Annotated in this window: 15 protein-coding genes and 1 pseudogene; 9 read left to right on the forward strand and 7 right to left on the reverse strand. The window is 68.9% G+C overall.

The annotated features are described in order from the left end of the window. Nucleotides 1-24 precede the first annotated feature (24 nt). Nucleotides 25-1644, reverse strand: a complete 1620-nt coding sequence (locus tag ABZV44_RS19245) for an alkaline phosphatase family protein (protein ID WP_354837782.1) — start codon at nt 1642-1644, stop codon at nt 25-27. 105 nt (nt 1645-1749) lie between these two features. Next, a complete protein-coding gene (locus tag ABZV44_RS19250) occupies nt 1750-2943 on the reverse strand; it encodes a cytochrome P450 (RefSeq protein WP_354837784.1) in 1194 nt (397 codons plus the stop codon). A gap of 163 nt (nt 2944-3106) precedes the next feature. On the opposite strand from ABZV44_RS19250, the gene ABZV44_RS19255 reads away from it, so the two are divergent. From ABZV44_RS19255 to ABZV44_RS19285, 7 genes and pseudogenes are all read left to right on the forward strand, one after another. Further along, entirely contained in the window at nt 3107-3763 is a 657-nt protein-coding gene (locus tag ABZV44_RS19255) for an HAD family phosphatase (RefSeq protein ID WP_354837786.1), read from the forward strand. A 70-nt stretch (nt 3764-3833) separates the two neighbouring features. Further along, nucleotides 3834-4298 (forward strand): OsmC family protein, encoded by a 465-nt coding sequence (locus tag ABZV44_RS19260; protein WP_354837788.1) that lies wholly within the window; start codon nt 3834-3836, stop codon nt 4296-4298. After that, nucleotides 4295-4576, forward strand: a complete 282-nt coding sequence (locus tag ABZV44_RS19265) for an acylphosphatase (RefSeq protein ID WP_354837790.1) — start codon at nt 4295-4297, stop codon at nt 4574-4576. The genes ABZV44_RS19260 and ABZV44_RS19265 overlap by 4 nt, the downstream gene beginning before the upstream one ends. A 27-nt stretch (nt 4577-4603) precedes the next feature. Next, nucleotides 4604-5893: a hypothetical protein gene (locus ABZV44_RS19270; protein ID WP_354837792.1), complete on the forward strand. Its 1290-nt coding sequence runs from the start codon at nt 4604-4606 to the stop codon at nt 5891-5893. Further along, nucleotides 5893-7056, forward strand: coding sequence for a glutathionylspermidine synthase family protein (locus ABZV44_RS19275; RefSeq protein ID WP_354837794.1), 1164 nt, complete (start codon nt 5893-5895; stop codon nt 7054-7056). The genes ABZV44_RS19270 and ABZV44_RS19275 overlap by 1 nt, the downstream gene beginning before the upstream one ends. Nucleotides 7057-7109: 53 nt before the next feature. After that, the gene (locus tag ABZV44_RS19280; protein ID WP_354837796.1) at nt 7110-7562 is read left to right on the forward strand and encodes a DUF350 domain-containing protein; all 453 of its coding nucleotides are present in this window, start codon (nt 7110-7112) and stop codon (nt 7560-7562) included. A gap of 128 nt (nt 7563-7690) precedes the next feature. Beyond that, nucleotides 7691-8775, forward strand: a pseudogene (locus ABZV44_RS19285) (IS110 family transposase). Nucleotides 8776-9073: 298 nt separating this feature from the next. Here ABZV44_RS19285 and ABZV44_RS19290 read toward each other — a convergent pair. Then, nucleotides 9074-9664, reverse strand: coding sequence for a hypothetical protein (locus ABZV44_RS19290; protein ID WP_354837798.1), 591 nt, complete (start codon nt 9662-9664; stop codon nt 9074-9076). A gap of 185 nt (nt 9665-9849) precedes the next feature. Between ABZV44_RS19290 and ABZV44_RS19295 the strand changes: the two genes are divergently transcribed. Both ABZV44_RS19295 and ABZV44_RS19300 read left to right on the forward strand, forming a co-directional pair. Continuing rightward, nucleotides 9850-11238 carry a histidine kinase gene (locus ABZV44_RS19295; RefSeq protein WP_354837800.1) on the forward strand — a complete coding sequence of 463 codons (1389 nt, stop codon included), beginning with the start codon at nt 9850-9852 and terminating at the stop codon, nt 11236-11238. Next, entirely contained in the window at nt 11235-11873 is a 639-nt protein-coding gene (locus ABZV44_RS19300) for a response regulator transcription factor (RefSeq protein ID WP_354837802.1), read from the forward strand. The genes ABZV44_RS19295 and ABZV44_RS19300 overlap by 4 nt, the downstream gene beginning before the upstream one ends. A gap of 6 nt (nt 11874-11879) precedes the next feature. Here the strand turns inward: ABZV44_RS19300 and ABZV44_RS19305 are convergent, their stop codons facing one another. From ABZV44_RS19305 to rpmF, 4 genes are all read right to left on the reverse strand, one after another. Then, on the reverse strand, nt 11880-12461 hold the full coding sequence (locus tag ABZV44_RS19305; protein ID WP_354837804.1) for a dihydrofolate reductase family protein: 582 nt from the start codon (nt 12459-12461) through the stop codon (nt 11880-11882). A gap of 117 nt (nt 12462-12578) precedes the next feature. Further along, on the reverse strand, nt 12579-13436 hold the full coding sequence (gene mutM / locus ABZV44_RS19310) for a bifunctional DNA-formamidopyrimidine glycosylase/DNA-(apurinic or apyrimidinic site) lyase (RefSeq protein ID WP_354837806.1): 858 nt from the start codon (nt 13434-13436) through the stop codon (nt 12579-12581). Next, nucleotides 13437-14207: a ribonuclease III gene (gene rnc / locus ABZV44_RS19315; protein WP_354837808.1), complete on the reverse strand. Its 771-nt coding sequence runs from the start codon at nt 14205-14207 to the stop codon at nt 13437-13439. It abuts the gene before it with no gap. Nucleotides 14208-14223: 16 nt separating this feature from the next. Next, nucleotides 14224-14406: a 50S ribosomal protein L32 gene (gene rpmF, locus ABZV44_RS19320; RefSeq protein WP_040859971.1), complete on the reverse strand. Its 183-nt coding sequence runs from the start codon at nt 14404-14406 to the stop codon at nt 14224-14226. Nucleotide 14407: the final 1 nt, after the last annotated feature.

A 14407-nucleotide genomic window follows, 5' to 3' on the forward strand; every position in this document is an offset into this window, starting at 1 on the left:
GCTCCCTGATCTGGTATGGACCCCCTAGCTCGGCAGGGTCGCCGTGTGTTCGGATTTCACGGCGTCGAGTTTGCGGGGGTCCAGGCCGAGGCGAGCCAGGATGGTCGGAGCGACCTGGGTGAGGGAAACCTGGTCGGGGACATCGTGCTTCGAGATGCCCGAGCCCACGACCACCAGTGGGACGTGGCGGTCGTCGGGGCTGGTGCCACCGTGCTCGGCGATCTTGGACTTGCCGGCGGTGTAGACCGTGCCGTTGGTACCGGCGAAGAGGTCGGGCACGCGGGTGTCATCAGCGTCCGCGCCGAAGTACTTCACGGCGTCCGCGCCCGCGTACACCTGGCCGGTGTCCACGCCCGACGCGGTGAACGGCTTCGGGTTGCCATTGATGTCGGTGCCGGTTCCGCTGGCCTCCAGCAGCTTTCGCTTCGCGAAGGCGGTGGCCTCGGGCGAACGGTCGGCCAGCCACCACAGGATGGCGGCGTCGTCGATCGAGTGCGCGATCAGCTTCGGCGTCTCGGGGTGGGTGGCCGCCCACTCCTTGTTCACCGCATCGATGATCGGCTTGTCGTCGACCCGGGTCAGCGCGTTCGGATCGATCGGCGACTGCCCGTGCTTGGCGGTCAGCACGATGGTGGTGCTGCCGGTCAGGCCCGCCCGGTCCAGGGCGGTGACGAAACGGCCGATCTGCTGGTCCACGAAATCCAGCGAAGCCGACAGCAGCGCACCGGGTTTCCCGTCGGCGGAGTAGCCCTTGGACGCGGGCAGCTTCTGGGTGACCGACACCGCCTGGAAGTTCATGCCGAACACCGCGGGCACGCCGGCCTGCTGGATGCCGGAGTGGTCCTTGCCGTTGATCTCGTTGACGATCGCGTCGGCCTTGTAGGTGTCGTAACGCTTGATCTGGTCCGGGTCCTTGGTCCAGGCATCACCTTTCGGCGACTTGCTGTCGATCTCCGGGGTGAACAGGTCGTCGATCGAGCGGCCGCCCTTGCCGTTCATGATCTGGTACGCCGGGTGCTTGTCCGACCAGGCGGTGCGCTGCCCGGCGTCGTGCACCACCGAGAAGACGGTGTTCACCTTCAGATAATCCGACGGCGAAATCGGCTTGCAGGTAGCCGGATCCACCGGCAGCTTGGCCGGATCCAGCACCGAGCTCGGATCTCCGGTCATGGCCGCGATGCCGTCCGGCAGACCGGTCAGGCCCTGGCCGCCGTCGAGCTCGTCGGTGTTCTTGTCGATCTCTTCGGTCAGCGGGACCTGCGCACCCTTCTTTGCGGTGGCGCAGTCCTTGGTGCCGGCGGGGAGCAGGTCCCGGGCCCAGGTGTCGTCGTAGTAGACGCCGGTGGTCCTGGGGCTGCCGCCGGTGATCATCGCGATGGTGCCCGGGAAGGAGTCGGCCGGCGCCAGGACCTGCGCGCCGGTGTACTGTGCGCCGCGCGCGACCAGCTTGGCCAGCGCCGAATCCTGGTGCGCCGCCACATAGCCGGCGAGATCCGACTGGTGCATGCCGTCGATCGACAGCAGCAGCACATGCTGATCGTGCGCCGCAGAATCCCCGCTGCTCCCGCACCCGGCGGCCAGCCCGAGCATCCCGCAGGCCCCGGCCGCTGCCAGCCGGTAGCCCAGTCCCCGCGCCTGACTCAATTCCGTCTCCTCACCTCCGGCCACCCGGGCGGGTGCGCCGAGATCTCGACAGAGTCGCGGGTGCGGGTAACGGCCGGGCGTCGTCGCGGTGATGGACGCGCGAACTTACCGCGTCAGGCGGAGCGGCAATGTCTTGAGGCCGTTGTTCAGATTCGAACGGATCCGGCGGGATTCGCCGGTCTGCTCTATTGCGGAAAAGCGGGTCAGCAGCTCCTCGAAGAACACCCGGCCCTCCAGCCGGGCCAGGTGCACGCCCAGGCAGAAGTGCTGGGCCAGCCCGAAGGACAGGTGCGGGTTGGGATTTCGCCGGATGTCGAAGCGCTGGGCATCGTCGAAGACGTCCTCGTCCCGATTGGCCGAGGTGTACCACATGGCCACCTTGTCCCCGGCCTTGATGGGGACCCCGCGGATCTCGGTGTCGGCGGTGGCGGTGCGCCGGAAGTAGTGCAGCGGGTTGGCGTATCGCAGGATCTCCTCTACCGCACCGGGAATCAGCGCCGGATCCGCGCGCAGTGCCGCGAGTTGCTCGGGATGCCGCAGCAGCAGTTCCAGACCCGAGGACAGCATGGTCTTGGTGGTGTCGTTGCCCGCGGTCACCAGCTGGGTGAAGAAGCTGCCGAACTCCAGGTCCGACATGGGTTTTCCACCGTAGAACCCGCCCAGGATGAGCGAGGTCAGATCCGCCTGCGGCGGCTCGGCCCGCCGCGCCATGGCGAACTGGATGGCGTAGATGGCCATATTGGTGAGCTCGGCCGTCACGTCGAAATCGCCGACCAGGTCCGGATCCTGCTGGCTGGTGGACTGTTCGGCCCAGCGCCGGATGCTCGGCCAGTCCGCGACCGGAATCCCGAACAGACCGCCCACCACCTGGCTGGGCAGCACGCCCGCCACGTCGTGCACGAATTCGACGTCGCCGTCGACGCTTTCGAGCAGATTCCGGGTCAGCTCCCGGACCCGATCCTCCAGCTCGCCGATGACCCGCGCCTTGAAGTGCTCGGCCAGCGGCCTGCGGTAGTCGGTGTGCCGCGGCGGATCCATCATGAGCAGCATGTTGCGGGTCTGCTCGAGGCGTTCGGGCGGCTGGTTCTCCAGGATCACGCCCTCCCGCTCGGCGGAGAACAGTTCCGGATTGCGGGCCACGTGCGCCACATCCGCGTGTTTGAGGATCGCCCAGTAGCCGGGTTCGCCCGGCATCTCCTGCCAGTGCACCGGGTCCGTGCGCCGCAGATCGGCGAAGATCTCGTGGAATGGCCCGGACACATAGAGCTCCGGATCGTAGATGTCCATGACCGTGCCCACGGCCCACCTCGGTATTCGCTTGCGGGTATGCGTCTTTCGCTTCGGACGCTAACGCCGCCCGCGAGCGCGCGGCGCGGTTCCGCACCGCGATCCCATTCAGTGGACGCGCCGCACGCGCCCCCGATGCCGGGTACCCGGACGGTGATGAACCACCATGGAGGACATGCCTGTTGCGATCGTGTTCGACATGGACGGCGTGCTCATCGACACCGAGCCCATCTGGGAGGAGGTGCGGCGCGCGTACGTCGAGGAGATGCGCGGGCGCTGGCTGCCCGACACCCAGGAGCGGCTCATGGGAATGAGCACGGCCGAATGGTCGCGGTACCTGAGCGAGGATCTGCTCGACGGCCACCGCACACCCGACGAGGTCGCCGAGGACGTCATCACCCGGATGGCCGCCCGCTACGGCGACCACCTGCCGCTCATGCCGGACGCGGTCGACACCGTGCGCCGGCTGGCCGGGATCCACACCCTCGGGCTGGCCAGCTCGTCCCCGCGCCGGCTGATCGACGTGGTGCTCGATCGCATGGGCGTCACCGACCTGTTCGCCGCCACCGTGTCGACCGAGGAGGTGGCGCGCGGCAAGCCCGCACCCGACGGCTACCTCGAGGCCGCCGCACGGCTGGGCATCGACCCCGACGCGTGTGTGGCCATCGAGGATTCCAGCAACGGCCTGCGCGCCGCCCACGCCGCGGGTATGACGGTCATCGCCGTTCCGCATCCCAAGTACCCGCTCACCGTGGACGCCCTCGCGCTGGCGGCGTACGTCGCCGACAGTTTGAAAGAGATCACCCCGGAGCTGATGGCGGAATTCGGCTGACGACCTCGGCGTTCCGAACGAGCGGCAACCAGATGGTTGCCCCGGGTGACCCAATGGGAGGATCTTCCTTATGTCCGAACAGACCGCCGCACCGCAGACCGCCACCACCGACCCGGCCGCCGAGCCGGTCAAGCTGTGGGCCGAACGCACCGGCACCCGCGCCTACACCGGCCGCAACAACCGCGGTGGCGAGGTGCTCATCGCGTCCGCGGGCGTGCCGGGCGCGTTCACCCCGGGTGAGCTGCTGAAGATCGCGCTGGCGGGCTGCACCGGCCTGAGCGCCGACTTCACCCTCGCGCGCCGGCTGGGCGACACGTTCGACGCCACCGTGCACGTCGCCGGCGACGCCGACCGCGAGAACGAGGTGTACCCGGAGCTCAACGAGGAGTTCGAGCTCGACCTCAGCGAACTCGACGCCGAAACCCGCGACCGCCTGCTGGTCGCCGCGCAGCGCGCCGTCGACAAGGTCTGCACGGTCGGCCGCACCCTCAAGGCGGGCACCACCGTCAACCTGACCTTCCGCGTCGACGAATGAGCGGTGAACCGGTCCGGCTCAGCGCCTGGGTCCACGGCCTGGTCCAGGGAGTCGGCTTCCGCTGGTGGACGCGCTCGCGCGCCCTGGAACTGGGCCTGACCGGCTATGCCCGCAATCACAGCGACGGCCGCGTGCACGTCGTGGCCGAAGGGCCCCGCGATCGCTGCGAAACCCTGCTCGACCTGCTACGTTCCGGTACTACACCGGGTCGGGTAAACCTGGTGGTGGAAGACTGGAATGCCGCCGCGGGCGACATGACAGGATTCGAAGAACGCTAGCGAGCGGCGAGCCCACGGAGTCGACCAATGTCCACAGACCGTCCCGGTAGTCCGGAAAACCCGGACCGCCCCACCCCCGACCCCGCGCACCCCGCCGAATCCCATACCGCCCCAGCCGATCCCGCCCACCCGGGCCACGAGCACTACCCGCTCCCCAGCGATCCGGACGACGAGACCTTCGCGCCGATCGGCCGTACCGACCCGACCGTCCGATTCACACCGGAGACCGCGCGAGGTTCGGGCTCCGCACCTGATTCGACCGGAGCACCCGCATCAGGTCAACCACGCGGCCAGGAGCCAACTCTCGCGCTGCCCGCCGAATCCGGTGCAGAAGATGCGGGCGGCAAGTCCGGACAATCCGGCCCGCCGGGCCCGGGTCGCCGGGGCGGCAACGAACCGACGCTCGCGCTGCCGAACGAATCCGGATCCGGTGAATCTCAGAGCGGCGCAGGCGTTTTCGGCGAGCCCGGTGCGGATCGCCCGGCGGGACACCAGCCGACGCTGCCGATGCCGGCGGATTTCGGGGCGGAGCACGGCGGCGAGCAGCACGGGCCGCATCATCTCGCGGGGGAATTCCATGGTGGGCCCGGAGCTTTCGGGCGGCCGGGGGCCGGTGGCCCGACCGCCGCGCCGGGGCCGCTGCTGGGCAACGCCGGATTCGTCCTGCCCGGGCCGGTGCTGGAGCCGGCGGAACCGGCCTTGCCGGCGCCTGTGGTCGAGCCGGCCGCGCCGCCGCGACGTGGCACCATCACCACGCAGGAGGCGGGGATCACCCAGCCGCGGCCGCCCACGGTCGCGGAGGCGCGGGCACGCGAGAAGGCCCGGAAGCGGGCCGAGGAGCAGGAGCGGGCCGAGGCGGAGGCCGCGGAAGCCAAGCAGCGCAAGAAGAAGCGGCTACTCATCGGCGGTGCGGCGGTGGTGGGGATCGCGGCGCTGGTCGGCGGCGGGTACCTGGTGGCGTCGGCCTGGAACGGACCCGAGGTGACCGCCTATTGCACGGTGGTGGCCAACAAGGGTGAGACCGTGCCCACCGGGCAGGGGCAGAGTGTCACTGCGACACAGGACAATCAGGAGATCGTCGTTCCGGACAACTACTGCTCGGATGCGACGGACCACGGGGACAGCGGGATTCACCCGGGCTTCTTCCTCCTGGCAGGGCACTCGTATCGCTACTACTACGGCGGCACCGGCACCATCGGGCACGCGCCGAGCGGCGGTAGCACCTCGGCGCCCAGCGGTGCGACGGTGAAGACCAAGAGCGGCAGCACGATTCAACGCGGCGGACTCGGCGCGAAGATCCACGGTGGAGGTTCCTAGTGCGGCGGGTACGCAGCACTCCGCGGCCGGGCTGGCAGCGGATCATCGAGAGTCAGGGTCTGGTCTACGGCTCGCCGGGGCAATACCCGAACGGGCAACCCCGGCCCTACTGGGACGAGTCGGTGCACTACGAGTTCGACATGGACGAGATCCTGGCCATGGAGGCGCAGGTCGAGGTGCTGCACTCCATGTGCCTGCACGCCGTCGAACAGGTGGTGCTGACCGAGCGATTCGCCGATTTCGGTCTGCCGCAGTGGAGTTGGGAACCCATCACCAAGTCCTGGCACCGCTCCGACCCGCACATCTACGGCCGCTTCGACATGCGCTACGACGGCCGCGGCCCGGCGAAACTGCTGGAGTACAACGCCGATACGCCCACCTCCCTGCTGGAGGCGGCAATCGTGCAGTGGCACTGGCTCACCGACACCCACCCGGACGACGACCAGTGGAATTCGCTGCACGAGAAGCTGGTCGAGCGCTGGGGTGAGATGCGCGAGACGCTGCCGGGCTCGCAGCTGCACTTCAGCTGGTCGGGCGCGGACTCCTCCGGCGAGGACAATGTCACCACCGCCTACATGCAGGAGACCGCCGCCGAGGCCGGATTCGACACCGTCGCCCTGCCCATCGAGGACGTCGGATTCGACACGGAGCTGCACCGTTTCGTGGATCTGGCCGACGCTCCCATCGAGGCCATCTTCAAGCTCTACCCGTGGGAATGGGCCCTCGACGACGATTTCGGCCGCCGCGTGGTGGAGTCCCTGCCGGAAACCATGTGGATCGAACCGCTCTGGAAGTCCCTGCTGTCCAACAAGGCGATCCTGGCGGTGCTGTGGGAGATGTACCCCGGCCACCCCAACCTGCTGCCCGCCTACCTCGACGACCCGCACGAGCTGACCGAGTACATCCGCAAGCCGAAGCTGGGCCGCGAGGGCGCGAACATGACCATCGTCGGGGCGGGCATGGAAACCGCCACCGGCGGCGTCTACGGCGCGGAGGGGTACGTCTACCAGATGCTGGACCCGCTCCCCGAATTCGACGGCATGCGACCGGTGCTGGGTGCTTGGATCGTGGGCGACACCTCCGCGGGACTGGGTATCCGGGAGACCGTCGGCTTGATCACCGACGACAGCTCCACCTTCGTCCCGCACCGCATACCGCAGTAGCCGCACACACCGCAGTAGCCACCGCCCGATTCACCCCGATCCGGAGGATCCCGATGACCACCGCTCTCGCACTCGAAGCCGGGTACTGGCACTCCCTGGGCCGCGGCGTCGGCGCGATCCTGTGCTACGCCCTGCTGGGCCTGGTGCTGCTGCTCATCGGCTTCCAGGCCGTGGACTGGACCACCCCGGGCCCCCTGCGCGCCATGGTGGCGCGCGGGCTGCCGAACGCCGTGATCGTCAGCTCCGCGGCCATGCTCAGCACGGCGTTCATCGTGGTACTGGCCATCTACGCGCAGGCGGGCAAGCTCGCCGAGGGCCTGATCGCCACCACGATCTACGGACTGGTCGGCATCGTGGCCCAGGTGATCGCGATGCGCAGCCTGGAATTCGTGCTCGGCATCGATATCGGTGCGGTGCTGAAGAATCCGGAGTTCAACAGCGAGTCCGTGGTGGTGTCCGCCGCGCACATCGCCATCGGCCTGGTGGTGGCGGTCGCGATCCTCTGAGGCCCGGCTAGACGGTATGAGGGCCCGCTGAGGTTTGGGGCCGGAGGCCTCGGTTCTGCAAAACGACGTGGGTTGCCGGGGTGAAACTCACTTCGGTAGAGCCACATTTGCAGGTCAGGAGGCCCCCGGTGAGTATCGAGCGTACGAGTGTCGGGCTGGATGTGCACGCGTTGTCGGTGGTGGCGTGCGCGATCGACAACGAGTCCGGGCAGGTGAGCAGGCGGCGGTTGTGCCCGGATCCGGTCGAGATCGTGGGCTGGTTGACAGGTTTGGCGGCACCGGTGAGAGTGGCCTACGAGGCCGGGCCGACCGGGTTCGGGTTGTATCGGGCGTTGACGGCGGCCGGGATCGACACGGTGGTGGTGGCCCCGTCGAAACTGCAACGCCCGGTCGGGGACCGGGTCAAGACCGACGCGCGTGACGCGCTTCATCTGGCGCGGCTGCTGCGGCTGGGCGAGATCGTGGCGGTGAGGGTGCCCACCGTTGCTCAGGAAGCGGCGAGGGATCTGGTCCGTGCCCGCGAGGACGCCCGCGGTGATCTGATGCGGTCCCGGCACCGGTTGTCGAAACTTCTTCTGCGGCAAGGGATCGTCTATTCGGGCGGACAGGCGTGGACCGGGGCCCACGAGGTCTGGTTGCGGGCCCAGCGCTTCGACCAGCCGCCCTTGCAGACGGCCTTCGACGCCGACTTCGAAGCGATGCTGTTGACCAAGACGCGCCGCGACAGGCTCGATGCCGCCATCGCCGAGCTGGCCGCTACCAGCGAATACACCCGCTCGTGCGCCGGCTCGGGTGTCTGCGTGGTATCTCGACCCTGACCGGGTTCGCTCTGGCAGCCGAGATCGGCGACTGGCACCTGTTCACCGGCAAGTCCATCGGCTCGTATCTGGGTTTGGTGCCCACCGAATACTCCTCCGGCAGCACTCGCAGCCAGGGCTCGATCACCAAGACCGGCAACGGTCACGCCCGCCGACTGTTGGTCGAGGCCGCCTGGCACCACCGCCGCACCTACCGCAATCCCACCGCCACCATGAGTGCCCGATGGGCGCTGGCCCCTGCCGCTGCCCGCGCTCGCGGGCACGCTGGCAACCACCGGCTCCACCACCGCTGGGAACAGTTCACCGCCCACCACAAACGCCCCGTGATCGCCAATGTCGCCATCGCCCGCGAACTCGCCGGCTGGTGCTGGTCACTGGCAGTCCTCGACGGCTGAGCACCGGCCCCGGGACCCGCGGCCGGGCGGCGAACACTCGTGTCGGCGTGCGGGACGATCCGCGACAGCTATGGGCAGCAACGTTTTTCGCGTTGTCACGCCCGACTCTAGACCAGCGGCACCGTCCCCATCGAACAGTCGTCCTGCGGTAACCAACCCGCGCATATCAGTCTGACCACGCCGTCGCCAACACGACACGACCCGAGGCAGACCCGCCCGACCGCACACGAAAGCGGTCCCGGCAACCCACGTTGCCGGGACCGCTTTCACCTGCCACTTGACAGAACAGGCCCACATATCAGCTGTACTGCGGCAGCCGGTCCGCGGCGCGCCCGGCCGCCGCACGCAGCCACGTGGCCAGCCAGATCATGCCGGCGCCCACGAACACATGGCCCACCCGCACGATCGGCGCGGGCAGCAGGAACGTCAGCGACAGCGCCGTCAGTCCGGCGGCATAGCACCCGACGGCGAAGGGCGGGACCATTCGCGCACGCCACAGTGCCGCCGAGAACAGCCAGGTCCCGAGCAGGGTGAGCGCCGCTGTGGCGAGAAACGCCCAGCGCGCGGGCCCGTCGAGCAGGTGGCCGACCACGGCCGAATCCAGATGCACCAGGACGAAGTTCATGGTGAACGCGATGCCCGCGAAGTATCCGAAGCTCAGGAAGTGCACCGCGAACGCCCATCCACCGAACCGCCCCATCCGCTCGTACTGCGCCAGGTAGAGCCCCGCCGCGAACGCGATCCCGAACGGCACCGCCCCGCCATTGAGCACCTCGGTGACCGGAAACTTCTGCACGGCAATGGTTTCCAGGACACCAGCGAGTGCGGTGGCCGCACCGCACACCACACCGGCGACGGCGGCGAGCCGGAACAACGATCGACCGTTCATTACGCAATTCCCTTCCGGGGCAGACGAAGTCGTACCTCCCGAACGCTACGAACCGGCACCCCCGGCCGATAAGTGCCGCCCGGCCGATGACCTGCGGCACGGTGACGGTGACGAAAGCATGACCTTCGACCTATTTCCGCGCCGGTCCCTCGCCCCGCCCGCACCGCGTCCCTACGCTCGATCCCATGTCCCGGCCGCGCGCACTCACCTGGGTAACGTGCTTCACCTACGCCTCGGTCCTGTGCGCCGCCTGGTTCGCGGCCCTCTCCGCCACCATCCCTGCCACTCCCCTCCGCCTCACCACCCTCACCCTCGCCCTGCTCGCACTCACCGCGCTGGACCTCCGCTCCGGCCGGTCCACCCAGGTCGCCGGCCGGATCGCGGCCACCTCCCGGCACCCTGCCGACGACCCGGAGTCGCCCACGCTGCACCGCCGCCGATGGCCTCCCGATTCGAACCCGGGCAGCACGCCGCGCCCGCCAGACGAGCCGCACCGACGCGACGACGGAGCCGCGGCCGAATCAGCCTGCGCGGCGGTTGCTTCCGGGGCGCCGGGTGTGGCCGCAGCGCCGGAGCCGTGGCGGGCCGGGTGGATCATGGCGGTGGCGGCGGTCGGCGGGCATGCGGTGCTGTTCGCGGTGGCAGCGGCTGCCGACGTTTCGGGCAATGCCAAGGTCTTGTTCGTGCTGTTGCCGTTCGAAGCCTTTGTGACGCTGGGCCGCCGGGCCGCGATCGGGGTGGCGGCGACGATCCTCGGCGTGGTGGCCACCGCCGTCGCGCTGCACGCACACGACCGCACCGGCACCGCGCGGCCGGCCGAGTTCGTGATGTTCTCGACCGGGGTGGTGTTCGCCGTGGCTCTCGGGGCGCTGACGGTGCGGGCCGAGAACGGCCAGCGGCGGGCCGAACGGTTGCTGGCGGAGTTGTCGGAATCGCATGCGCGCCTGCGGGAATACGCCGATCAGGCGGCGTCGCTGGCCGCGGCCGCCGAGCGCGCGCGGGTGGCGCGCGATATCCACGACACCGCAGGACACCATTTGGCGGTGGTCGCGATCCAGCTGGAAAAAGCGGCCGCGTACCGGAGCCGGGATGCCGCCGCCGCGGATCAGGCCCTCGCCGACGCGCGCGATTCCGCACGTGCGGCACTGGATCAGGTACGCACCGCCGTGGGAACCCTGCGCGCCGACACCGGCGGCTTCACGCTCGCCGCCGCACTGACAACACTGGCGAACCGCTTGGACGGCAGTGGATTTCCGGTGCGGATAGACATCGCCGGCGCCGACGAGCCCGGCGAATCCGCGGCGTTCGCCCTGTATCTGGCCGCGCAGGAGGGTCTCACCAACGCGTTCCGCCATTCCGGAGCGCCGACCGCCACGGTTCGCGTGGAGCACCGGACCGCGCACAGCCTCCTCGAAATCTCCGACGGTGGAAGGGGTTTCGATCCCGGCGCGGTGGCGGGTCACGGCCTGACCGGCATGCGCGAACGGCTCGCACTCCTGGGCGGAGAACTCCGGGTGGACACCGGGCCGGCCGGCACCCGGCTGCGAGCGCGACTCCCCCGGGGTGCACGATGACCACCGCGACCACCGTCCTCATCGCCGACGATCAACCCCTGGTTCGCGAGGGCATCGCCTCCCTGCTCACGCTCCAGGCCGGGGTGCGAGTAGTCGGCACCGCTGAGAACGGTTCGGCCGCAGTCGATCTCGCCCTCGAAAGGAAACCCGACGTGGTACTGATGGACGTCCGGATGCCGGTCCTGGACGGCCTGGCCGCGGCGGCGGCACTACGCGATCGCACGAAGGTCCTCATGCTCACCACCTTCGACGACGACGAGTACGTCATCCGGGCCCTGCGGGCGGGCGCGCGCGGATACCTGCTCAAGGATCTGCCGGCGGCCGACCTCGCCGCGGCGGTCCGGCTCGTGCACGCCGGTATCGATCAGTACTCGGCGACCGTGTCCGCCCGCGTGCTCGGCATGCTGCGCGACCCGGGCCGCGGCACCGGCCCGCAACCCGCCGCCGACCTGACCAAACGGGAGTCGGAGATCCTGCGCCTGCTGGCGACCGGCGCGTCCAACCGGGAGATCGCTCGCGCCCTGTATGTCAGCGAGGGCACGGTGAAGAACCATGTCTCGAACATCCTGACGCGGCTGGGTGTCCGGGATCGGACCCAGGCCGCGATCTACGCGCTCGACCACGACCTGGCATAGCGGCGGTCAGCGCACCCGGCTGTACTTGATGAAGGCCACGCCGTCCTCGAAGACGCGGCTGGTGAGCACCCGGAACCGGGCGGGTTCGGGCAGGTGACCGGCCGTGCCGAACAGCGGGCGGCCGTGGCCCAGCACCATCGGGTAGAGCTTCAGGAACACCTGGTCGATCTCGGGCAGCAGGGTCTGGGCGAGTTCACCGCCGCCGCACAGCCAGATGCCGAGCCCCTTCTCGCGCTTGAGCTCGCGCACCCGCTCGGTCGGGTTCCCGGCGATCAACTCCACATCGGGGGCCGGATTCTCCGGCAGCGTGGTGGACACCACGAACTGCCGCAGATGGGCGTACGGGCTGGAAGTGCCGGTCCGGACGCCGAAATCGTGCGTCTTGCGGCCCATGATCACGGTGTCGAAGTTCTGGCAGGTTTTGTCGACGCCCAGCACCTGACGAACCTTGGTCGGGAGAGTCTCGGGATACTGCGCGATGATCGCGGGCCCGTGGTCACCCCCGACCGGGAAGAAGTCGACCGAGCCCGCATCGGTGGCGATGAATCCGTCGATGGTGGCCGCGACGTAGTAGGTCAGTTTGCGCATTGTTTCCTCCAGCCGGCACAACACATGCCGCTAGTGAAAAAGGTAGCGCCTCGACAGACAGGATAGGGAGGCTCGGCCACACTGGAATGACCTTGAAGCGAAGAATACCCGCTGGTCTCAGCCGCGCGGGCGGGGTTGGCAACGGGGGCATGAGAAAGACGAACGGTTCATGAACTTCTCCCGGCGCATGATCGCACCACAGCGCCGGCACGGCTCATCCTCGCGCCCATAGGCATTGAGCGACCGCTCGAAGTACCCGGACTGGCCGTTGACGTTCACGTAGAGGGCGTCGAAGGAGGTGCCGCCGGCCCGCAGCGCCGCGTCCATGACGTTCCGCGTCTCGCCGAGCAGCGTGTGCAGCGCGGGCCCGGTCAGCTTGGCCGCCGAGCGCTCACCGTGGATCTTGGCCCGCCACAGCGCCTCGTCGGCATAGATATTGCCGACACCGGACACCACGGTCTGATCCAGCAGCAGCCGCTTGATCTCGGACTGCTTGCCGCGCAGGGTCTTCACCACGGCATCGGCGTCGAAGAGCGGATCCAGCGGGTCGCGCGCGATGTGCGCGGCGGACTCCGGCACCCAGATCCCGTCCACCTCGACCAGATCAGAGAGCATCCAGCCGCCGAAGGTGCGCTGGTCCACGAACCGCAGTTCGTTTCCGTCGTCGAGGGCGGCGATGATGTGCGCGTGCTTCTCCAGCGGCGCGGTCGCGGGCTGCACCAGCATCTGCCCGGACATGCCGAGATGCACGACCAGAGATGTGTCCGGCTCATCGAAGGTGAGCCACAGGAATTTGCCCCGCCGCTGCGCGTTCTCGACGCGCAGACCGGTCAGTCGGGCGGCAAGATCGTCTCCGCCCAGCTCGTGCCGGCGCACCGAACGCGGATGCTTGACCGTCACCCGGTCCAGGACGCGGCCCACCACATGCTCGGTGAGCCCGCGCCGGACGACTTCGACCTCGGGAAGTTCGGGCATCTAGCTCTTCGAGCCGTCGGCCGAACCCTCGGGCGCGTTCTCGGCGTTCAACGCCTTGTAGGCCGCGCCCGCGGCCTTCTGTTCCGCTTCCTTCTTGGAGCGGCCCACCCCCTGGCCATAACCCTGACCACCGATCACCGCGGTGGCGGTGAACTCTTTGTCGTGGTCGGGCCCGGTGGAGGTGATCTCGTAACTGGGCACGCCGATACCGCGCTCGGCGGTCAGCTCCTGCAGGCTGGTCTTCCAGTCGAGCCCGGCCCCCATGCGGGGACCGCGCTCGAGCAGTTCGGCGAACAGCCGCAACACGACGGTGCGTGCCACATCGATGCCGTGCTGCAGGTGCACCGCGCCCAGCAGCGACTCCATGCCGTCGGCCAGGATGCTCGGCTTGTCGCGGCCACCGGTGAGCTCCTCGCCCTTACCGAGCAGGAGATGGCGGCCGAGACCGCCCTCACCGAGGCAGCGGGCCACCTCGGCCAGCGCGTGCATGTTCACCACGCTCGCGCGCAGCTTCGCCAGCTCACCCTCGGACTTGTCCGGGTGCTCCAGATAGAGGCGCTCGGTAATGCTCAGGCCGAGCACCGAATCGCCCAGGAACTCCAGGCGCTCGTTGGTCGGCAAGCCACCGTTCTCGTAGGCGTACGACCGGTGCGTCAGCGCTAGGCGCAGAAGCTCCGGTTGTACGTCCACGCCGAGTGCCTCGAGCAGACTGGCATGGTCGGCTGCATCACCTACGGCGGGAATATCCGCCGCATCCTTGCTGGCGGTCACGGTCGGCTGAAGCGAATCAGATCGCGGAGGTGACCTGACGGCCCTTGTAGGTGCCGCAGCTCGGGCACGCGATGTGCGGCAGGGTCTTCTGGCCGCAGGCGCGGTTCGGGCAGGTGATCAGGGTCGGCGCGGCGGCCTTCCACTGGCTGCGACGCGCGTGGGTGTTGGCACGGGACATCCGGCGCTTCGGAACGGCCACG

Source organism: Nocardia sp. NPDC004860 (assembly GCF_040609015.1).
In the GTDB taxonomy this organism is placed as follows: Bacteria; Actinomycetota; Actinomycetes; order Mycobacteriales; family Mycobacteriaceae; genus Nocardia.